This is a genomic window from Paraburkholderia solitsugae, assembly GCF_013177695.1.
Classification (GTDB): domain Bacteria; phylum Pseudomonadota; class Gammaproteobacteria; order Burkholderiales; family Burkholderiaceae; genus Paraburkholderia; species Paraburkholderia solitsugae.
Genome location: NZ_WOEY01000011.1, coordinates 58,658 through 79,950 on the forward strand (window position 1 = coordinate 58,658; position 21,293 = coordinate 79,950).

General features: G+C 62.3%; 19 protein-coding genes and 1 pseudogene. 1 reads left to right on the plus strand and 19 read right to left on the minus strand.

Annotated features, from left to right (window positions below):
- Nucleotides 1–28: 28 nt before the first annotated feature.
- Nucleotides 29–514 carry a DciA family protein gene (locus GNZ12_RS02065; RefSeq protein ID WP_074282122.1) on the plus strand — a complete coding sequence of 162 codons (486 nt, stop codon included), beginning with the start codon at nucleotides 29–31 and terminating at the stop codon, nucleotides 512–514.
- Nucleotides 515–594: 80 nt separating this feature from the next.
- Here the strand turns inward: GNZ12_RS02065 and lpxC are convergent, their stop codons facing one another.
- The 19 genes and pseudogenes from lpxC to coq7 form a co-directional block, all read right to left on the minus strand.
- The gene (lpxC, locus tag GNZ12_RS02070; protein ID WP_097390468.1) at nucleotides 595–1,512 is read right to left on the minus strand and encodes a UDP-3-O-acyl-N-acetylglucosamine deacetylase; all 918 of its coding nucleotides are present in this window, start codon (nucleotides 1,510–1,512) and stop codon (nucleotides 595–597) included.
- A gap of 290 nt (nucleotides 1,513–1,802) precedes the next feature.
- Nucleotides 1,803–2,308: pseudogene (locus GNZ12_RS02075) on the minus strand (redoxin family protein).
- Between the two features lie 249 nt (nucleotides 2,309–2,557).
- Nucleotides 2,558–3,760 carry a cell division protein FtsZ gene (gene ftsZ, locus GNZ12_RS02080; RefSeq protein WP_074282119.1) on the minus strand — a complete coding sequence of 401 codons (1,203 nt, stop codon included), beginning with the start codon at nucleotides 3,758–3,760 and terminating at the stop codon, nucleotides 2,558–2,560.
- A gap of 131 nt (nucleotides 3,761–3,891) precedes the next feature.
- The gene (gene ftsA, locus GNZ12_RS02085) at nucleotides 3,892–5,124 is read right to left on the minus strand and encodes a cell division protein FtsA (protein WP_074282118.1); all 1,233 of its coding nucleotides are present in this window, start codon (nucleotides 5,122–5,124) and stop codon (nucleotides 3,892–3,894) included.
- 27 nt (nucleotides 5,125–5,151) lie between these two features.
- The gene (locus GNZ12_RS02090; RefSeq protein ID WP_172308771.1) at nucleotides 5,152–5,904 is read right to left on the minus strand and encodes a cell division protein FtsQ/DivIB; all 753 of its coding nucleotides are present in this window, start codon (nucleotides 5,902–5,904) and stop codon (nucleotides 5,152–5,154) included.
- 35 nt (nucleotides 5,905–5,939) lie between these two features.
- Nucleotides 5,940–6,881 (minus strand): D-alanine--D-alanine ligase, encoded by a 942-nt coding sequence (locus tag GNZ12_RS02095; RefSeq protein ID WP_172308772.1) that lies wholly within the window; start codon nucleotides 6,879–6,881, stop codon nucleotides 5,940–5,942.
- A 1-nt stretch (nucleotide 6,882) separates the two neighbouring features.
- Nucleotides 6,883–8,286, minus strand: coding sequence for a UDP-N-acetylmuramate--L-alanine ligase (murC, locus tag GNZ12_RS02100; protein ID WP_172308773.1), 1,404 nt, complete (start codon nucleotides 8,284–8,286; stop codon nucleotides 6,883–6,885).
- Nucleotides 8,283–9,401, minus strand: a complete 1,119-nt coding sequence (gene murG, locus GNZ12_RS02105) for an undecaprenyldiphospho-muramoylpentapeptide beta-N-acetylglucosaminyltransferase (protein ID WP_172308774.1) — start codon at nucleotides 9,399–9,401, stop codon at nucleotides 8,283–8,285. Before murG ends, murC begins: the two co-directional genes overlap by 4 nt.
- Entirely contained in the window at nucleotides 9,398–9,604 is a 207-nt protein-coding gene (locus GNZ12_RS02110) for a hypothetical protein (protein ID WP_172308727.1), read from the minus strand. The genes murG and GNZ12_RS02110 overlap by 4 nt, the downstream gene beginning before the upstream one ends.
- Complete coding sequence (ftsW, locus tag GNZ12_RS02115) at nucleotides 9,601–10,881, minus strand: putative lipid II flippase FtsW (RefSeq protein WP_172308775.1); 1,281 nt, start codon at nucleotides 10,879–10,881, stop codon at nucleotides 9,601–9,603. The genes GNZ12_RS02110 and ftsW overlap by 4 nt, the downstream gene beginning before the upstream one ends.
- Nucleotides 10,878–12,392 carry a UDP-N-acetylmuramoyl-L-alanine--D-glutamate ligase gene (gene murD, locus GNZ12_RS02120; RefSeq protein WP_172308776.1) on the minus strand — a complete coding sequence of 505 codons (1,515 nt, stop codon included), beginning with the start codon at nucleotides 12,390–12,392 and terminating at the stop codon, nucleotides 10,878–10,880. The genes ftsW and murD overlap by 4 nt, the downstream gene beginning before the upstream one ends.
- A 23-nt stretch (nucleotides 12,393–12,415) precedes the next feature.
- Nucleotides 12,416–13,585, minus strand: coding sequence for a phospho-N-acetylmuramoyl-pentapeptide-transferase (mraY, locus tag GNZ12_RS02125; protein WP_074282112.1), 1,170 nt, complete (start codon nucleotides 13,583–13,585; stop codon nucleotides 12,416–12,418).
- A 17-nt stretch (nucleotides 13,586–13,602) separates the two neighbouring features.
- The gene (locus GNZ12_RS02130) at nucleotides 13,603–15,015 is read right to left on the minus strand and encodes a UDP-N-acetylmuramoyl-tripeptide--D-alanyl-D-alanine ligase (protein ID WP_172308777.1); all 1,413 of its coding nucleotides are present in this window, start codon (nucleotides 15,013–15,015) and stop codon (nucleotides 13,603–13,605) included.
- Nucleotides 15,012–16,574, minus strand: coding sequence for a UDP-N-acetylmuramoyl-L-alanyl-D-glutamate--2,6-diaminopimelate ligase (locus GNZ12_RS02135; RefSeq protein ID WP_172308778.1), 1,563 nt, complete (start codon nucleotides 16,572–16,574; stop codon nucleotides 15,012–15,014). Before GNZ12_RS02135 ends, GNZ12_RS02130 begins: the two co-directional genes overlap by 4 nt.
- Nucleotides 16,571–18,436 carry a peptidoglycan D,D-transpeptidase FtsI family protein gene (locus GNZ12_RS02140; RefSeq protein ID WP_172308779.1) on the minus strand — a complete coding sequence of 622 codons (1,866 nt, stop codon included), beginning with the start codon at nucleotides 18,434–18,436 and terminating at the stop codon, nucleotides 16,571–16,573. The genes GNZ12_RS02135 and GNZ12_RS02140 overlap by 4 nt, the downstream gene beginning before the upstream one ends.
- On the minus strand, nucleotides 18,433–18,783 hold the full coding sequence (gene ftsL / locus GNZ12_RS02145) for a cell division protein FtsL (protein WP_074282108.1): 351 nt from the start codon (nucleotides 18,781–18,783) through the stop codon (nucleotides 18,433–18,435). The genes GNZ12_RS02140 and ftsL overlap by 4 nt, the downstream gene beginning before the upstream one ends.
- Nucleotides 18,780–19,733 carry a 16S rRNA (cytosine(1402)-N(4))-methyltransferase RsmH gene (gene rsmH / locus GNZ12_RS02150; protein WP_172308780.1) on the minus strand — a complete coding sequence of 318 codons (954 nt, stop codon included), beginning with the start codon at nucleotides 19,731–19,733 and terminating at the stop codon, nucleotides 18,780–18,782. The genes ftsL and rsmH overlap by 4 nt, the downstream gene beginning before the upstream one ends.
- 15 nt (nucleotides 19,734–19,748) lie before the next feature.
- Complete coding sequence (gene mraZ / locus GNZ12_RS02155) at nucleotides 19,749–20,177, minus strand: division/cell wall cluster transcriptional repressor MraZ (RefSeq protein ID WP_006053203.1); 429 nt, start codon at nucleotides 20,175–20,177, stop codon at nucleotides 19,749–19,751.
- A gap of 464 nt (nucleotides 20,178–20,641) precedes the next feature.
- Nucleotides 20,642–21,274 carry a 2-polyprenyl-3-methyl-6-methoxy-1,4-benzoquinone monooxygenase gene (coq7, locus tag GNZ12_RS02160; protein WP_172308781.1) on the minus strand — a complete coding sequence of 211 codons (633 nt, stop codon included), beginning with the start codon at nucleotides 21,272–21,274 and terminating at the stop codon, nucleotides 20,642–20,644.
- Nucleotides 21,275–21,293: the final 19 nt, after the last annotated feature.

Consider the following 21,293-nt stretch of genomic DNA (forward strand, 5'->3'; position numbering starts at 1 on the left):
GGGTGCGAACACGCCGTCACTGTCAAACATGAGCCGTTTTCCGTCCTTTTCAAGGCCGCCGCCCAAGCAGTTCAAAGCGCGCCGCCCGCAACCCGTCGCCGAAGTGCTGAATCGCACTGACGCGTTCGTGGCCCTGCGCGCAGGCGTCGAGCAGATTGCGGCTCTGGAAAAGGATTTGCGCGAACTGCTGCCGGATTATCTGGCCACGAGCGTGGAGCCAAGCTTCATCAAGGAAGGCGTGCTGGCCCTGTTTGCCGGGCACAACGCGCTGGCCGCCCGCTTGCGCCAGATTGAGCCGCGCTTGCTGTCGGATCTGCAGCAGCGCGGCTGGCCGGTGAATGCGCTGAGGATTCGCGTGCGTCCGCAGCCTTTGAAGGAGCCGCCGCCGGTCAAACAGGCGCGCATGACGCCAGTCGGCGCGGACGCGCTGCACGCGCTCTCCGAATCGCTCGCGCCCTCGCCGCTGCAGGAGGCTTTGGCGAAAATGGCAGCGCGGCATAGGAGAAATCGCTGAACAAAAAATAAGCGGCCCAGATGGGCCGCTTATTTTTCATCCATTCGCTTCGGACATTTCATCCGAAGGCGCTACGCCGATTAGGCAAACGCCGTTTGCGTTTCGTACGCGAAGCCGCGCGGCGCCTTCTGCGTGTCGTCGAACGTGACGATTTCGTACGCATCTTCATGCGCCAGCAACTCGCGCAGCAAAGCGTTGTTCAGGCCGTGGCCCGACTTGTACGCCGTGTACGAAGCCAGCAACGGATGGCCGACCACGTACAGGTCGCCGATCGCGTCGAGCATCTTGTGCTTCACGAACTCGTCGTCGTAACGCAGGCCGTCGTTGTTCAGAATGCGGTATTCGTCCAGCACGATGGCGTTATCCATGCTGCCGCCGCGTGCCAAACCGAGTTCGCGCATCATTTCCACTTCATGCGCAAAGCCGAACGTACGCGCACGAGCGATTTCGCGCACATACGACGTATTGGCGAAATCCACTTCCAGCGCCTGACCGGTCTTATCCACAGCCGGGTGACGGAAATCGATGGTGAATTTGAGCTTGAAGCCGAAATACGGATCGAGGCGCGCGAACTTATCGCCGTCGCGAATTTCGACCGGCTTGGTGACCTTAATGAATTTCTTCGGTGCGTTCTGTTCCTCAATACCGGCCGACTGAATCAGAAACACGAACGAACCCGCACTGCCGTCCATGATCGGAATTTCTTCGGCGGTGACATCGATATAGAGGTTATCGATGCCGAGGCCTGCGCATGCGGACATCAAATGCTCGATGGTCGACACGCGCGCGCCGTCTTTCTGCAACACGGAAGCCAAACGCGTATCGCCAATCGCCATCGCCGACGCGGGAATATCCACCGGCGTGGGCAAATCCACGCGCGAAAACACGATGCCGGTGTTGGCCGCCGCCGGGCGGAGCGTCAGTTCGACTTTGCGGCCGGAGTGCAGGCCAATGCCGACTGTCTTGACAATTGATTTGATAGTGCGCTGCTTCAGCATGGTGATCTTCTATTCGATTGAAAATCCCAATCGGGATTTTTTATTCCATAGCGCGAAGTATACTCCAATACCCTAAGGAGCGTCGTTGCACGGAACGTATCAATCTGTTTCGCTGCATTACTCAATGGGCGCCCGTCAGGGAAAGCGTGACGGGCCGATGTCCGGAACGGAGGCGTTTCCGGTCATCGGCCCGCGTAACGGCCCGTCACAAAAGCGTCTTATGCGCCGTTGCCCTGATACAACGCGGTAACCGCGCAGACTCGGGACGTTGGCATAGAACGCAATCGTAACTAGCTCAACGTAGCGAGGATACTCCCTGCATCGCTGACTTCGAATTTGCCGGCAGCCTCGACGTTCAACGTCTTGACCACGCCGTCGTCGACAACCATCGCGTAGCGCTGGGAACGGATTCCCATGCCGCGCGCCGACAAATCCTGCTCAAGACCGAGCGCCCGCGTGAAAGCCGCGCTGCCGTCCGCCATCATGCGCACCTTGCCCGAGGCGTGCTGATCGCGTCCCCACGCGCCCATTACGAACGCGTCGTTGACGGACACGCACCAGATCTCGTCGATGCCGAGCGCGCGCAACTGCTCGGCGTGCTCGACGTAACCCGGTACATGTTTGGCCGAACAGGTCGGCGTAAACGCTCCCGGCAACCCGAAGATCACCACGCGCTTACCTGCCGTCTGCTCGCGCACGTCGAAGCTGTTAGGCCCCAGCGTGCAGCCCGCGCCCGCGCGTCTTCGACGAACTCGAAGAGCGTCGCGTCGGGCAGCTTTTCACCTGTCTGAATCATGCTCAGTCCTTTGCATCGATGCGAAGCACGCTCGCACGTTGTCGTGTCGCAGTGAATTCAGCGTCTGCCTAACGACAGGCTCCGCCATCCGGCGACAGTGGCCCCATCCGCTTCGCGAATCCGAAGAGGGCACTTGTCCTGGCCGCGAATCAAACGATACGCGACTTGTTCGCCGTTCACCCGCCACGCTCGTGCATTCGTCTGCCAGCGCCGCTAAAACAGCGCGGCAACGAAAGCCTGCTCGTGCGCTCAGTCCGCCTGCTTGCGCAGGAACGCCGGAATGTCGTACGTATCGACGCCCTTTTCCTGCAGCGCCTGCACGTGCGAAGCCGCCGTATCGCGCGACGTGCGCCACACAGCCGGCGTATCCAGCGCGCCGTAATCGGCCGTGCTTGCATGCGACGACGACGGTGCGTAAGCAGCGTGCTGCATTGCGCCGATCGGCTGGTTGTCCGTGCCGGTACGCAGCAGCGTCATCGGTGCCGATTGCTGCTTCTTCGCCGCACGGCCCAGACCCGTTGCCACGACCGTCACGCGCAGCGCGTCGCCCATTGCATCGTCGTACACCGCGCCGAAGATCACGGTTGCGTCTTCTGCCGCATAGCTCTTGATGGTGTTCATCACTTCGCGCGTTTCCGACAGACGCAGCGAACGGCTCGACGTGATGTTGACCAGCACGCCACGCGCGCCCGACAGATCCACCCCTTCCAGCAGCGGGCTGGCCACAGCCTGCTCAGCAGCCAGACGTGCGCGATCGACACCGGCCACCGTCGCCGTGCCCATCATCGCCTTGCCCTGCTCGCCCATCACCGTCTTCACGTCTTCGAAGTCGACGTTCACCAGACCGTCGACGTTGATGATTTCCGCGATACCGGCCACTGCGTTGTTGAGAACGTCGTCTGCGCACTGGAAGCACTTGTCCATCTCGGCGTCATCGCCCATCACCTCGAACAGCTTGTCGTTCAGAACGACGATCAGCGAGTCGACGTGATCCTCCAGTTGCTGCGAACCCGCTTCTGCCACGCGCATCCGCTTGCCGCCTTCGAATTCGAACGGCTTGCTGACCACGCCAACAGTCAAGATACCCATTTCCTTGGCGATCTGCGCAACCACGGGTGCTGCGCCCGTGCCCGTGCCGCCGCCCATACCGGCGGTGATGAAGACCATGTGCGCGCCGCGCAATGCGTCGGCGATGCGCTCACGTGCTTCTTCTGCTGCCGCGCGGCCCATTTCAGGCTTTGCGCCAGCGCCCAGACCCGTGTTACCGAGCTGGATCACCGCGGAAGCGCGCGAGCGCGACAGAGCCTGCGCGTCCGTGTTCATCACGATGAAGTCGACGCCTTGCACGCCTTTGTTGATCATGTGCTGAACGGCATTGCCGCCAGCGCCACCTACTCCGATCACCTTGATGATGGTGCCGTTCGTTTCGGTTTCCAGCATCTGGAATTCCATGTTGCCTCCGTCAAGATAAAAAATTACAGCCACTCGGCCGTTATTCGGCAGGAGATCGGGCAACCTCCTGTCGCGCGCCAGCCGCCGGCACCGGCGCGAGTTTTCGAAACCTGTTCTGAAACGCGAATTCGTTAGAAGTTGCCGAGGAACCAGTCTTTCATTCGCGTGAAGACCTGGCCCATCGACCCCGACTGCACAGCGACCTTGCGGCCGCGCATCCGTTGCGAGCGTCCTTCGAAGAGCAGACCCATCGCCGTCGAATAACGCGGGTTACGCACGACATCGGCGAGACCGCCCGCGTATTCCGGCACGCCGATGCGCACCGGCTTCAGGAAAATGTCCTCGCCGAGTTCGACCATGCCGAGCATCATCGACGCGCCACCGGTCAGCACCACACCGGAGCTCAGCAGTTCCTCGTAACCCGACTCGCGCACCACTTGCTGCACGAGCGAAAACAGTTCTTCGACACGCGGCTCGACCACTGCCGCCAGTGCCTGGCGCGACAGCGTGCGCGGCCCGCGCTCGCCGAGACCCGGCACTTCGATCATTTCGTCCGGATCGGCCAGGGCTTGCTTCGCAATGCCGTAGTCGACCTTGATGTCTTCCGCGTCCGGCGTTGGCGTACGCAAGGCCATCGCGATGTCGCTGGTGATCTGGTCGCCGGCGATCGGAATCACCGCCGTGTGACGAATCGCGCCTTCGCTGAAAATCGCAATATCCGTCGTGCCGCCGCCGATATCGACCAGCACCACGCCGAGCTCTTTTTCGTCTTCCGTCAGCACCGCCAGCGACGAAGCGAGCGGCTGCAAGATCAGATCGTTCACTTCGAGCCCGCAGCGGCGCACGCACTTCACAATGTTCTGCGCCGCGCTCACCGCGCCGGTGACGATATGCACCTTCACTTCCAAACGGATGCCGCTCATGCCGATCGGCTCGCGCACATCTTCCTGGCCGTCGATGATGAATTCCTGCGTCAGGATGTGCAGCACCTGCTGATCGGTCGGGATGTTGATCGCCTTCGCCGTCTCGATCACGCGTGCGACGTCCGTCTGCGTGACTTCCTTCTCCTTGATCGCCACCATGCCGCTCGAATTGAAGCTGCGGATATGGCTGCCGGCGATCCCGGTAAACACGTTCGTAATCTTGCAGTCGGCCATCAGCTCGGCTTCTTCAAGCGCGCGCTGAATAGACTGCACGGTGGCCTCGATGTTCACCACCACGCCTTTCTTGAGCCCCTTTGATTCGCTCTGGCCGAGTCCGATCACCTCGTAGTGACCTTCGCCTTTCAGTTCGGCGACGATGGCCACGACCTTCGACGTCCCAATGTCGAGGGCGACCAGCAGATCTTTATAGTCTTTACTCATAGCGTGCTCATTGCGTGTGATGTCCGTTTACTTCTTGCCCTTGTCGGGTTCGCTGATAAAGCGCATGCCAGCGGCACGAATCGCGAAACCGTTCGGATAGCGCAAGTCCGCATACTCGATATCCTTTCCCCAACGTTGCGTCACCGCGTTCCACGCCGCGGTCAGGCGGCGGCTCCGATCGAGCAACGTGTCCTGATTGCGTTCGCGCCCAAGTTCCACCTGCGTTCCGTTCGACAGCTTCACCGTCCACGCGTAACGCGGCGACAGCGTCACTTCTTCGGGCGTTGCGCCCAACGGCGCAAACCACTTCTTGAAGTCGCTATAACGCGCGACGACTTCTTTTGCCGTTCCGTCCGGGCCGTCGAACGCGGGCAGCTCCTCTTCGAGCTCGCCCTGATTCGCGGTGAACAGTTCGCCGTCCACGCTGACCAGCTGATCGCTGCCCCACGTTCCTAGCGGTTTGTACTCTTCAAGCGTGACAGCCAGCGCATTCGGCCAGACCCGCCGCACACTCGCATGACGCACCCACGGCATCTGCTCGAACGCCTGACGCGCGACGTCGAGATCCACTGTGAAAAAGTTGCCCTTCAACCGCCCTACTACACCGGCGCGCACCGTCGGCGAATTGATGTGCTCGGTGTCGCCATCGATCTGGATTTCGCGCAGCGCGAAATTCGGACGCTGGATCAGCCAGTAACCGCCTGCCGCCAGCAGCACGAGCACCAGCACCGCATGCAATGCGTTGGCGGCGAGATTGAGCTGGCGAACGTTGTTCCACATGGTGTTGCTTTCGGGTTACCCCGGTTAGTCCTTTGTTAGTCCTTGAGCGTCAGCGCCAACACGCCGACAACCAGTTCCTGATAGCTGATGCCCACCGCGCGCGCCGCTTTCGGCGGCAGCGAGTGATCGGTCATCCCGGGCGCCGTGTTCACTTCGAGGAAGTACGGGTTGCCGTCAGCGTCGAGCATGAAATCGGCACGGCCCCAATCGGTGCAGCCGAGCACGTCGAACGCGCGGCGCGCCAGCACTTTCAGGCGCGACTCTTCGTCCGCCGCCAGACCGCACGGAATCAGGTACTGCGTGTCGTTGGCGATGTACTTCGCGTGGTAGTCATAGAACTCGCCAGCCGGCACGATGCGAATCACGGGCAGATCGAGATCGCCGGCGATGCACGCGGTGTACTCGCCGCCGCCTTCAATGCTCTTTTCGACCACGACAATCTTGTCGTACTTGACCGCTTCGAGCAGCGCTGCCGGCAATGCGTCGGCGCTTTTCACCTTGATCACCGCGACGCTCGAACCTTCGCTGGCCGGCTTCACGAACAGCGGCAAGCCAAGCTTCGCGACGATGTCTTTCGCACGCGCTTCGTAGTCGTCGCCGCGCAGCACGGCTTCGAACGGCGGCGTCGGAATACCGAGTTGCTGCCACACGAGCTTGGTGCGGAATTTGTCCAGACCGAGCGCCGAACCGAGCACGCCGCTACCCGTGTAGCGAATGCCGTAGAAGTCGAGCGCGCCTTGAATCTGGCCGTTCTCGCCATAACCGCCATGCAGCACGTTGAAGGCGCGCACGAAGCCTTCATCTTTCAACGCAGCGAGCGGACGCTCGGCCGGATCGAACGGATGCGCGTCGATACCGGCGTCGCGCAGACCTTGCAGCACGAGGCGGCCGGAATTGAGCGACACCTCGCGCTCGGCGGAATCCCCACCGAGCAGCACTGCCACTTTGCCGAATTGTTTAGGGTCGATGCTGCTCATCTCATACCTTCGTTTCTTGCGCGAGGCGTCCCGGCACACTGCCGATCGAGCCCGCGCCCATCGTGATCACCACATCGCCGTCGCGCACCACTGCTGAGAGCGCGTCCGGCACTTCATCCACCGTATCGACAAACACCGGTTCGACCTTACCCACGACGCGCAGCGCGCGCGCCAAGGCGCGGCCGTCCGCGGCGACGATCGGCGTTTCACCGGCTGAATAGACTTCTGTCAGCACGAGTGCGTCGACGGTCGACAACACCTTCACAAAATCTTCGAAGCAATCGCGCGTGCGCGTAAAGCGGTGCGGCTGGAATGCCAGTACCAGACGCCGCCCCGGAAATGCCCCACGCGCCGCCGCCACCGTTGCCGCCATTTCAACGGGGTGATGACCGTAGTCGTCGACCAGCGTGTACGCGCCGGCAGGTTTGCCTTCCGACACGACCGGCACTTCGCCGTAGCGCTGGAAGCGTCGGCCCACGCCGTTGAAATCCGCCAGCGCTCGCTGGATATCGGCATCTTTCACTTCAAGTTCAGTCGCAATTGCGATTGCGGCCAAAGCGTTCTGTACGTTGTGCTCGCCGGGCAGGTTCAAAATGATGTCAATCGGCGCTGCGTCTTCGCGCATTGCCGTGAAATGCATCTTGCCGTTGCGCGCTTCTACATTGACTGCGCGCACTTGCGCGTCCGGCGCAAAGCCGTAGCGGATGATCGGCTTCGACACGAACGGCAGGATCTCTTTCACGTTCGGATCGTCGACGCACAGCACCGCGATCCCATAGAACGGCAGACGGTGCGTGAATTCGATGAACGCCTGCTTGAGCCGCGCGAAATCGTGGCCATAGGTGTCCATGTGATCGGCGTCGATGTTCGTGATGACTTCGATCACCGGGAACAGATTCAGGAACGACGCATCCGACTCGTCCGCTTCGGCGACGATGAAATCGCCCGTACCCAGACGCGCATTCGCGCCCGCGCTGATCAGCCGGCCGCCGATCACGAACGTCGGATCGAGGCCGCCCGCGGCCAGCACGCTCGCCACCAGTGAGGTGGTCGTGGTCTTGCCGTGCGTGCCGGCAATCGCGATGCCCTGCTTCAGGCGCATCAGTTCGGCGAGCATCACCGCGCGCGGCACGATCGGAATGCGGCGATGACGCGCCGCCAGCACTTCCGGATTGTCGCTGCGCACCGCTGTGGAGACGACAACCGCGTTCGCGCCTTCGATGTTCTCCGCCGCGTGACCGATCGCGATCCGCGCGCCGAGCGCGGCGAGGCGATCGGTGACCGCGTTGCTCGACAGATCCGAGCCGCTCACCTGATAGCCGAGGTTGACCAGCACCTCTGCGATGCCGCTCATGCCAACACCGCCGATGCCGACAAAGTGAATATGTTTGACGATGTGTTTCATTGCTTTCCTTCTGGGCTCGCGCCCGAAATCGAACCCGCCACAGTCGCGCAAATCTGCGCGACCTGTTCCGTGGCGTCGGGTTTCGCGAGCGAGCGCGAACGCTCCGCCATCTCCGCGAGGGTCTCTCGCGTCTGGCTGCGCAACCAGTCGGCGAGCATTTCCGCCGACAGGTCGCGTTGCTGCACGAGCAGCGCCGCGCCGTTGTCGGCGAGGAACGCTGCATTAGTGGTTTGGTGATCGTCTACTGCAAATGGGAACGGCACGAAGAACGCCGCCACCCCTACTGCTGAAATCTCCGACACCGTCATCGCGCCCGAACGGCAGATCACCAGATCCGCATTCGAGTACGCGCTCGTCATGTCGTCAATGAAGGGCACGAGTTCGACATCGGCACCGGCTTGCAGACCCGCCGCCGCATAGTTCTCACGCAACGCTTCGATATGCTTTGCGCCCGCCTGATGCACGATGCGCGGACGTTCATTCGGCGCCAGCAGCGCAACGGCGCGCGGCACCACTTCATTCAACGCCGCCGCACCCAGACTGCCGCCCACCACCAGCACATTCAGCGGACCGCTGCGCGCAGCGTAGCGTGCTTTGGGTGCAATTGCGCGCGCAAGTTCCGCACGAATTGGGTTTCCGGTCCATTCGCCGTGCGGCAGCGCATTCGGGAATGCAACCAGCACGCGCTTGGCGACTTTCGCGAGCACCTTGTTGGCGAGACCCGCGATCGAATTCTGTTCATGCAGTACCAGCGGACGGCCGCTCAACGCGGTCATCAAACCCGCCGGAAACGTGATGTAGCCGCCCATGCCAAGCACGACGTCTGGCTTCACACGACGCAGCACACTCAAACTCTGCGAGCAGGCACGCAGCAGGGTCAGCGGCAGCATCAGCTTGGTTTTCAGGCCCTTGCCGCGCAGTCCGCCGAAGCGCACGTATTCCATCGGGATGCCGTGCTTCGGCACCAGCGTCGCTTCCATGCCTGCAGGATTGCCCAGCCATACGACCTTCCAGCCCCACGCCTGCATCAGGTGCGCGACCGCGAGCCCCGGGAACACATGTCCCCCGGTGCCACCGGCCATCACCATCAGCGTGCGTTGCGGCACAGCGGTCATACCTTCCCCCCACGCATCAGCAAGAAAAGGAACTCGTTTTGGCTCCGGCCGCTTCGCTTAACTTCGCGCGCTTTGCGCACGAAGTTAGCCTCCGCCGAAATCGTGCGCTGCTGCATGGGGGTCATACCTTCCCCCCACGCATCAGCAAAAAAAGGAATTCGTTTTGGCTTCGCCGAAATCGTGTGCTGCTGCATGGGGGTCATACCTTCCCCCCACGCATCAGCACACGATTTTCATAATCCACACGCATCAACACCGCCACCGCCACGCAGTTCAGCAAGATGCCCGAACCGCCATAGCTGACGAGCGGCAACGTCAAACCTTTGGTCGGCAGCAGGCCAAGATTCACGCCCATGTTGATGAAAGTCTGCGCGCCGAACCAGATGCCGATGCCCTTCGCCACCAGACCCGCGAACGTGCGGTCGAGTGCGAGTGCCTGACGGCCGATCTCGAACGAGCGGCGTACGATCCAGTAGAACATCAGGATCACGACCAACACGCCGACAAAACCGAGCTCCTCGCCGATCACCGCGAGGATGAAGTCGGTATGCGCTTCCGGCAGATAGTTAAGCTTCTCGACACTGCCGCCCAAGCCCACCCCGAACCACTCGCCGCGCCCGAATGCGATCAGCGAGTGCGTCAATTGATAAGCCTTGCCCTGCGCGTAACGGTCGTCCCACGGATCGAGGTAAGCGAAGATCCGCTCACGACGCCACGGCGACGCCCACACCAGCAAGCTGAACGTGCCGACCGCGGTGGCCACCAGGCCGCCGAACAGCTTGCCATTCACGCCACCGAGGAACAACACGCCCATCGCGATCGCGGCGATCACCATAAACGCGCCCATGTCCGGTTCGAGCAGCAGCAACGCGCCGACGAGACCCACGGCCACCGCCATCGGCAGAAAGCCCTTGGCGAAGCTGTGCATGTATTCCTGCTTGCGCACCGTGTAGTTCGCGGCGTAAATCGTCACGGCCAGCTTCATGATTTCCGAAGGCTGCATGTTCGTGATGCCGAGCGGAATCCAACGACGCGCGCCGTTCACGCCCTTACCGATGTGCGGAATCAGCACGATCACCAGCGCGGCCAGCGAAATCAGGAAGAGCTTTGGCGCGTACTTATCCCACGTCGAGATCGGGATGCGGAACGACACGACACCGATCACCGAGCCCATCACCACGAAAATGATCTGGCGCACGAGGAATGCGTAGTCGCGGTACGACGCGTACTTCGGCGAATCGGGCATCGCGATCGACGCCGAATACACCATCACGACGCCGAGGCCGAGCAAAGCGACGACGACCCATAGCAACGAGTGATCGTAGTCGAGCATCCGCGAGCGCAGCGGACGCACGCCGTTCACGGCGCTCGCGAGACCACTGCCGCCGGTGCGGCCGGAGGTGCGACCCGCGCTGCTCATATCACCATCGCCTGCACGGGAGCCGGCGAGGCGCGAACCGAAGCGTTCCGACCAGCTCATATCATCGTCCCCCGTTCGGCTGCGATGTCTTCCACCGTGCTGCGAAACACCGCCGCGCGATGTGCGTAGCCCTTGAACATGTCGAAGCTCGCGCAAGCCGGCGACAGCAGCACGGCGTCTCCCGGCTGCGCCAATGCAGTAGCGGCCCGCGTCGCTTCTTCGAGCGTCGCGTGGTCGGTCATCGCGATGCCGGTGTCTTCCAGCGCGGCACGAATCTGCGGCGCATCGCGCCCGATCAGCATCACGGCGCGGCACCAGCGCATCACCGGCTCAGCGAGCGGCTCGAAATCCTGGCCCTTGCCGTCGCCGCCGGCGATCAGCACCGCGCGCTGCGCGAGGCCGTCGAGCGCGGCAACCGTCGCGCCGACATTGGTGCCCTTGCTGTCGTCGACGTAATCGACGCCTTCAATCGACGCGATCAATTCCACGCGATGCGGCTCGCCACGGTATTCACGCAGGCCGTGCAGCAGCGGCGCGCCCGGCAGACCGATCGCGCGTGCCAACGCATACGCGGCCAGCGCGTTCGCGGCGTTGTGCAAGCCGCGGATACGCAAGGCGTCCGCCGGCATCAGGCGTTTGAGCGCGATGTTCTTCGGCGCTGCCACTTCGTTCTTGCGTCGGCGCGTCGGCGCAGGTTCGTCGCTGGCGTCGCGATCGTGCGCTTCGACCAGCCAGATCATGCCGTTGTCGCGCAGCAGACCATAGTCGCCGTCGTTCTTCGGCTCGGTCACGCCGAACGTGACCATCACTGCTTCGCTGTCAGCAGACGGCGTGAGTGCCATTACGCGGGCGTCATCGCGATTCAGCACGCGCACGGTGTGTGTACCAAAGATGCGGCCCTTCGCTGCGGCGTACGCATCAAGGCCGCCGTGCCAATCAAGGTGGTCTTGCGTGATGTTCAACACGACCGCTGCATCCGGCGTAAACGTATGGGCGGTTTCCAGCTGGAAGCTCGACAGTTCCAGTACCCACACGTCGGGCAACGCGGTGTTGTCGATCGCTTCGCTGAGCTTGTCCAGCGCGGCCGGGCTGATGTTGCCCGCCACCGCGACCTTCTTGCCGGCGCGTTCACACAAGAGACCGGTCAGGCTCGTCGTCGTGGTCTTGCCGTTGGTGCCGGTGATCGCGATCACCTTCGGTGCATAGCCGCTTTCGCCGAGCGTCTTCAACGCTTGCGCGAAGAATTCGAGTTCGCCCCACACGGGGATGTCCTGCTCACGCGCCGCCGCGATCAGCGGCAACAAGTCGGCGGCGAGCGGCGACAAGCCCGGACTGATCGCCACGAGTTCAACGCCTTCGAGCAACGAGAGCGAAAACGGACCGCCGACGAAGTCGGCATCGACGCCGTGCGCTTCCAGCGCGGACAGGTTCGGCGGCACCTCGCGCGTATCGGCCACACGCAGCCGACAGCCGTGCCGCGCGCACCAGCGCGCCATCGCGAGACCGGATTCACCCAGTCCCAGCACGAGCACCATCGGCTTTTGCCGATCCCGAAACTTCTCGCCAAACATCGCCTGCTTCCCCTAAATACGACTTAACGCAACTTGAGCGTGGACAAACCGAACAGACACAACATCAGCGTGATGATCCAGAAACGCACGACCACCTGCGTTTCTTTCCAACCCGACAATTCGAAATGGTGATGCAGCGGCGCCATCTTGAAGAGACGCCGCCCTTCGCCGAAGCGGCGCTTGGTGAACTTGAACCACGTAACCTGCAGCATCACGGAGAGCGTCTCCGCGACGAAAATGCCACCCATGATGAAGAGCACGATTTCCTGACGCACGATCACCGCGACTGTACCGAGCGCGCCGCCCAGCGCCAATGCGCCGACGTCGCCCATGAACATCTGCGCCGGGTGCGTGTTGAACCAGAGGAACGCGAGCCCTGCCCCTCCCATTGCCGAACAGAAGATCAACAACTCGCCCGCACCGGCGATGTGCGGAAACAGCAGGTACTTCGAATAGACCGAGCTACCCATCACGTAGGCGAACACGCCGAGCGATGCGCCGACCAGCACGACCGGCATGATCACGAGACCATCGAGGCCGTCGGTTAGATTGACCGCATTGCTCGCACCGACAATCACCAGATACGTCAACACGATGAAGCCCCACACGCCGAGCGGATAGCTGATCGACTTGACGAACGGCAGCAACAGATCGGCGCGCGCCGGCAAGCCCATCGACAAACCGCTGCGTACCCACGCCATGAACAGGTCGAACACGCGCACGTTGCTCGCTTCCGATACGCTGAACGCCAGATACACCGCGGCGAACAAACCGATGACCGACTGCCAGAAATACTTTTCGCGCGACGACATCCCGCGCGGGTCTTTGTGGACCACCTTGCGGTAATCGTCGACCCAGCCGATCACGCCGAAGCCAAACGTGACGAGCATCACGATCCAGATGAAGCGGTTGGTCAGATCGGCCCACAACAGCGTCGCCACGGCAATGCCGAGCAGAATCAGCACGCCGCCCATGGTCGGCGTACCGGATTTGACGAGGTGCGTTTGCGGACCGTCTTTACGAACGGCCTGACCGACCTTCATCGCGGTCAGCTTGCGGATCACCGCCGGGCCACAGACGAGCCCGATCAGCAGCGCGGTGATGGTGGCCATCACCGCACGGAAAGTCAGATAACTGAACACGCGCAAGAAGCTTGCGTCATTCTGCAGCCATTGCGCCAGCGCCAGTAGCATGCTTCGGTCCTTCTATTTCAATGTGCAGCGGGCGTATTGCCCGCTGCGTTGGGTTGTGGACTCGTTACGGCGTCCACCACGCGTTCCATTTGCATGAAGCGCGAACCTTTCACGAGAAGCGTTGCAGCAGCGCCGAAATCCGCTTGCTGCAATTGCGCGACCAACGTGCCGATATCGGCCACGTGATGCGCGCCCGCGCCATACGCGGTGCAGGCGTCGCGCGAGGCGTCGCCCATGGCGTACAGCGCGTCGATGCCGCGTTCTTTGGCGTAGGCACCGATTTCGCGGTGAAACGCCGGGCCGTTGTCGCCAACTTCGCCCATGTCGCCCATCACCAGCACGCGCGGCGATGCGAGCGACGCGAGCACGTCGATCGCCGCGCGCATCGAGTCGGGATTCGCGTTGTAGGTGTCGTCGATCACGGTTGCGCCGGCGAGCGTGCCGAGCGCTGCGCGCTTCACCTGCAAGCGGCCTTTCACGGCGCCGAACGATTCGAGGCCGCGCTTGATCGCGTCGAGCGACACGCCTGCGGCAAGCGCGGCCGACGTCGCGGCCAACGCGTTGTGCGCGTTGTGGTCGCCCAGAACTTGCAGCGTCACATCGACGTGGCCTTCGGGCGTGTCGATGCTCAGAAGATTGCCCGTGAACGTGCCGGTTACGGCGGCTTCGGTCACGCGCTCGGGGGTATTCAAAGCGAAGTCGATGATGGAGTCGCCGGTTGCAGCGACACGCCAGATGCTTGCGTATGCATCGTCAGCCGGGAACACGGCGACACCTTCAGGCGACAGCGCGTGGATCACGCTCGCATGTTCGAGTGCGACGGCTTCGACCGTCGCCATGAATTCCTGATGCTCGCGTTGTGCGTTGTTCACCACCGCGACCGTCGGCTCGGCGATCTTCGCGAGCAGCGAGGTTTCGCCCGGATGGTTCATGCCGAGTTCAACCACCGCCAGTTGATGCGCGGATTGCAAGCGGAACAGCGTGAGCGGCAAACCGATATCGTTGTTGAAGTTGCCAGCAGTCGCGAGGCGTGAGTCCGCGCCGACCGCAGCGGCGAAAATCGACGCGATCATTTCCTTGACCGTCGTCTTGCCGTTGCTGCCCGTCACGGCGACGAGCGGCATGCTGAATTTGCGCCGCCAGCCCCGCGCAAGCGCACCGAGCGCGACACGCGTATCAGCCACGCGCAAAGCGGGCACATGCCAGTCGTCAGGCGTGCGCGTCACCAGCGCTGCCGTGACGTTGCGTGACGCCACGTCCGGCAGGAAGTCGTGCGCGTCGAAACGGTCACCCTTGATCGCGACGAACAGATCGCCCGGACCGGCGCTACGGCTATCGGTCGACACGCGTTCGAACGTGACGCTATCGTCACCCAGCACGGTTGCGCCGGGGATCAGCGCGGCGGCTTCACGCAGCGAGAACATGGTCATTCGCCACCTCCGCGTGCGTGCGTCGCACGTGCGGCGAGCGCAAGGCGAGCGTGATCCTGATCGGAGAAAGCGCGTTTCTTACCCATGATTTCCTGTGTTGCTTCGTGCCCCTTGCCGGCCAGCACGATGACGTCTTCGCGAGCGGCGCCGCGGATCGCTTGCAGGATCGCGCTCGCGCGGTCCTCGATGCGGCGCGCCTTAGACGCGTCTTTCATGCCTGCGGCAATCTGCTCGATGATCGACTGCGGATCTTCGCTGCGCGGGTTGTCGCTCGTCACAACGACGCCGTCGGCGAGCTTCTCGGCGATCGCACCCATCAGCGGACGCTTGGTGGCGTCACGGTCGCCGCCGCAACCGAACATGCAGATCAGCTCGCCACCACGTGCGGCCGCCATCGGGCGCAGTGCTTCGAGGGTCTTTTCCAGCGCGTCGGGCGTGTGTGCATAGTCGATCACGATGAGTGGTTCGTCGTTCTGCAAGCGGCCGCCGAGGCGTTGCATGCGGCCGTTCACCGGCTCGAGCTTCGCGAGTTCGGCGAGCGCCGCGTCGAACGGCACGTCGGCGGCGAGCAAGGCGCCGAGTACGCCGAGCAGATTGCTGACGTTGAATGCGCCAAGCGTTTGCACTTCGACTTCGGCGTTGCCCCAGTCGGACGTGACGAGGTGAAACGCGGTACCTGTCGCCGTAGCGCGCACGTTCGACGCGAGCAACAACGCGTCGGCTTGCGGCGCACCGGCGTCCGACGCGTCCTTCAGCGCCTCGTCGAGGCCGTACGCGATCGTGCGGGCGTGACCCTGCGTGCTGGCGAGCAAACGACGGCCGGCGGGATCGTCGCGATTGATCACCGCGGCGCGCAATTCCGGCCAGGCAAACAGACGCGCCTTGGCGGCTTCGTACGCTTCGAACGTGCCGTGATAGTCGAGATGGTCTTGCGTGAGATTCGTGAACACGGCAATGTCGAACGCCGTGCCGTTCACGCGGCCTTGATGCAGCGCGTGCGACGACACTTCCATCGCCACCGCTTGCGCGCCGGCGTCGCGCAATTGCGCGAGACTGCGTTGCAGTTGGGGCGCGTCGGGCGTCGTGAAGCCAGTGTGCACGAGGTGACCCGGCAGACCGGTACCGAGCGTACCGATGATCGCGCAACGCTTGCCAAGCGCGGTCAACGCCGCCGAGATCCATTGGCTGCAGGAGGTCTTGCCGTTCGTGCCGGTGACGCCGATCGCCAGCATGCCGTCGCTCGGATCGTTATACCAGGCGCTCGCAATCGAACCAGCGAGTTCGTTCAACGCCGGCACGGCCAGTGTCGTGGACGAATCGATCGCGCCGCTAAAGCCTTCGGGCTGAACCAGCACGGCTGCCGCGCCACGCTCGATCGCACCGTCGATGAACGGGCGGTTGTCCGCACCGTCGACCGCATAGGCGAAAAACGCGTCGCCCGCCGCAAGCGAGCGCGTGTCGGCGTGCAGATGCGCGCCTGGCTGCACGCGAGCGTGCAGCCAGTTCAGTGCGTCGGCAATTTGCCGGTGCGCTGGATGCTTCTTACGCAACGCGCTCATCGCACAACTCCAGGATGGCTGTTCGCGTTGGCGGAGATCGTCATCTTCTTCGCGCCACCGCTGGTGGAGAGTTTCTTGACCGTTGCGGGCGAGGGCGGTGCGCTCGGCGCGGCAGGCGCCGAATCGTCCGACACGACCATCTGTTTAACGGGCATATCCGGCGGCACATTCAGCGAACGCAGCGTATCGCCGACGATCGCCGAGAACACCGGGCCGGACACCTGGCCGCCGAAGTGGCTACCCGCCGTCGGTTCGTCGACCGACACGGCGACGACGATGCGCGGATTCGGCATCGGCGCCATGCCGACGAACGAAGCGCGGTACTTGGAGTGGTCGTAGCCGTGAGCGCCGTGTTTGTATGCGGTACCGCTCTTGCCGCCAACGCGATAGCCCGGCACAGCCGCGTCAGGCGACGTGCCGCCCGGCGCCGTGACGGTTTCGAGCATCGCACGCACTTCGCGAGCGGTGGTGGGCGCGAAAATTTGCGGCCCCGTTGCCGGCTGATCGCCAGACGTGCGGAAAATCGATACCGGCATGATCTCGCCGTCATGCGCGATCGCGGTGTACGCACGGCCCAACTGGAACAGCGACACCGACAGGCCGTAGCCATATGACATGGTCGCCTGTTCGATGCGGCGCCAGCTCTTCCACGGCCGCAGACGGCCCGCCGCCGCACCCGGGAAACCGACCTTCGGCGCCTGGCCGAGACCGATGCTGGTATACATATTCCACATCTCTTCGGGCTTGAGCTGCATGGCGATCTTCGTCGCGCCGATGTTGCTCGACTTCTGGATCACGCCGCCCACCGTCAGCACGCCGAACGCGCTGTCGTCAGTAATCGGCGCGCCGTCGAGCACGAAACGGCCGCCGCCTGTATCAACCAGTGTAGTCGGCGTGACGCGGTGCAGATCGAGTGCCAGCGAGATCGTGAACGGCTTCATGATCGAGCCCGGCTCGAAGGTGTCCGTCAGGATGCGGTTGCGCAGTTGATCGCCAGTCAGGTGCGAACGGTCGTTCGGGTTGTACGTCGGGTAGTTAACGAGCGCCAGCACTTCGCCCGTGCGGACGTCGATCACCATCGCCGCGCCGGCCTTCGCCTTGAATTTCTCGACGGCCGCTTTCAGGTTCGTATAAGCGATGTACTGGATCTTGCTGTCGATCGAGAGATCGACGTCCTGCCCGTTGTGCGGCACGACCTGCTCGTCCACATCTTCGATGATGTGGCCCATGCGGTCTTTAATGACGCGGCGGCTGCCCGACATGCCGGCCAGCAACTTCTGGTCGCCGAGTTCGACACCTTCCTGACCTTCGTCTTCCACATTGGTGAAGCCAATCAGGTGAGCCGTGATCTCGCCTTCCGGATAGAAGCGCTTGTACTCGTCGCGCGCATAAATGCCAGGGATGTCCAGCGCGGTGACTTTCGCGGCGACGTCGACCGGCACCTGGCGCTTCACATAGACGAAGTTCTTGTCTTCCGACAGCTTGGCGCGTAGCTCCTTGTTCGTCATGTCGAGCAGCTTGCCGAGCTGGTTCAGCTTGTCGGCGCCGAGATCGTCCGGCACCGAGTCGGGAATCGCCCAGATTGCGCGCACCGGCAGACTCGTGGCGAGCACGAGGCCGTTGCGGTCGAGAATCTTGCCACGCGTGGCCGGCAGTTCGAGCCGGCGCTGATAGCGGATCTCGCCCTGCTTCTGATAGAAGGCGTTGCCCGGCCCCTGAATCCAGAAGGCGCGCGCGGCCAGCGCGACAAACGCCATGAACAGCATGAACACGACGAGTTTCGAGCGCCACATGGGCAAGCGCACCGACAGGATCGGGTTCGCCGAAAAGGCGACGCTTTTGCGAGTCGACGATTTTTTCATCGCACGCCTCCTCGACGAGTCGCAACCGGCGCCGAGGCCGGGCCGGAAGTCGGGATCGGCGCGTCCTCGGCCTTGGCAGCGCCCGGGTCGAGCGTCAAGTACTGGGTGCGCCCGGTCGTAACCGATTGCATCTTCAGAGAATCAGTGGCGATCTGCTCGATGCGCGACGTCTTCGACAACGCGCTCTGCTGATATTGAAGCTGTGAATAATCCTGCTGCAGCTGGTGCTCCTGCGATTGCGCGCGCTGCAACTGGATAAAGATCTGACGCTGCTGATTGGTTGCATTGACGACAGACAAAGCGCAACCCATCACGATCATCAGCAGGAAGATATTGAGGCGATTCATGGTGCAATCCGCTCCGCCACACGCATCACGGCAGAACGGGCGCGCGGGTTCGCGGCGACTTCAGCGTCGCTGGCGAACACGCGGCCGATGATTTTGAGCGGAGGGCTCGGCAGATCGACTGCACGGATCGGCAGACGGCGATCGACCGCAGGCGTACTGGCGTGCGCCTGCATGAATCGCTTGACGATCCGGTCCTCGAGCGAATGAAAGCTGATGACCACCAGCCGCCCCCCTTGCTCCAACAGCGACAACGCTGCATCTAAAACGACTTGCAGCTCCGCAAGCTCTTGATTGATGTGAATCCGTATAGCTTGAAAGGTGCGGGTTGCCGGATCCTTGCCCTTCTCACGGGTTTTGACGACGTTAGCCACGATTTGGGCAAGCTCGCCCGTGCTGACGAGAGGCCCAAGACGGTCGGACTCTGCCCGGCGAGCAACAAGCGCCTTTGCAATCTGAAAAGCAAACCGTTCTTCCCCATAATCTCGTATCACCTCCGTCAGTTCCTGCACCGTGGCCCGCGCCAACCAGTCAGCAGCAGACTCGCCGCGCGTCGGGTCCATCCGCATGTCGAGCGGGCCGTCGGCGCGAAAGCTGAAGCCCCGCTCCGGATCGTCGACTTGCGGCGACGACACGCCCAGATCCAGCAAAACGCCCGACACCCGACCTACCCCGCGCTCCGCAATCGCGTCACGCAGTGAAGCAAAACTCTCATGCACGATGCCAAAGCGCGGATCTGCAATCTGCTGAGCCGTAGCAATGGCGAGCGGGTCTTTGTCGAACGCAATCAGGCGCCCCGCTTCACCCAGCTTCTCCAACACCAGGCGGCTATGACCGCCGCGCCCAAACGTACCGTCCACATAAACGCCGTCCGCGCGTGTAACCAGCGCGTTGACCGCCTCTTCCAACAGCACCGTGCGATGCTGCAATTCATTTCCCATCGCAGGTGCCATATATGTAGTCCGCGATCAGAACGTGAAATTCTTTAACGCTTCGGGCATGCCCTCGGCGATCGCTGCCTGTTCCTTTGCTGCGTAAATTTGTGCGTCCCACAATTCAAAGTGACGACCCATGCCTAGCAAGGTCACTTCTTTCTCCAGCGAGCCGGCTGCGCGTAATTCCGGCGACACGAGCACGCGGCCCGCGCCGTCCATATCGACGTCCATGGCATTGCCGAGAAAAATGCGCTTCCACCAGGCTGCGTTCATAGGCAGCTTGTCGACCTTGTCGCGGAAGATCTCCCACTCCGGGCGCGGAAAGAGCAACAGGCAGCCGTCCGGGTGCTTGGTGATCGTCACCCGGCCCTCTGCCTGTGTTTGCAGCGCATCCCGATAGCGAGAGGGAATCGACATCCGCCCTTTCGCATCGAGTGTCAGCGCCGACGCCCCTTGGAACACTTCGCTCTCCCTGTCGACCGGAGTTAGCGCTTTAGCGCTGTACTCCGGTCCCATGCAACTTAGTTGCCCGCGGCGTTTTTGCGCCGGCTGCCCGATTCGTGAAAATCTACCCGAAACTACCCGTGAGATCACACAAAAATACACTTTCTCACACTGTCTCCCACTTTAGAGGAACGCTAAACAGGGGTCAAGGGAGATACGCGCTTTTCGAGCGAATTTTGTTTGTTAGAACAAGGACTTAGCGCGACTCCTTCACATCAGACATAAAACGGAAAACCGTTATAAATGAATGAGCTAGTGAATCTTGTGAAGGTGATACGTGAAAAGTGCGAGGGAAAGGCGCGGAATGTAAGAGATCGTGAAGCGGGATCGGGAGGAGTTTGCTGGCGTTCCGGGTATTTCGAGCGGACGGCGCGCGAGGCGCCATCCCACTCTCAGGCGGTGCGTGAGCAGAAGTCTCGAACTTATAGGTAATAGGCCGTGCGTGTCATGACTTTCGATACCGCACGCATCAGCGCACGAGCAGGGAACGGCAACTCGACGCCGCCTGCGTCCATCGCGGATTTACCATGCTCCGCCTCGTCCACGCGCATCTGCTCGACGATGGCGCGCGACTCACGGTCTGCCGCGGGCAACTGATCCAGATGGCTATCCAGATGCTGTTCGACCTGTCGCTCGGTTTCGGCCATGAAGCCGAGACTCACTCGATCACCCAGGCGGCCTGCCGCGAGGCCGATTGCCAGCGCACCTGTATACCAGAGCGGGTTCAACAGGCTTGGACGCGAATCGAGCGCCTGGAGGCGTTTGGCGGTCCACGCCAGATGATCCTCTTCTTCTATGGCAGCATGATTAAACACGGCCCGCAAAGAAGGCGACCTGGTAGCGAGTTTCTGAGCCTGGTAAAGCGCTTGGGCGCACACCTCACCGACGTGGTTCACACGCATCAAGCCGGCCGCATGCGCACGCTCCGCCGGCGAGAGCTCGACAGGCTCCGCCGCCGATTCTTGCGGAACTGGCAATGGACGACTCATCCGCGACACGCCGGTCATTGAGCGTAAACCCCGATCAAATTCGCTAATCAACTCGTCCAGAAACATTCAGCACTCCCTGATTCGA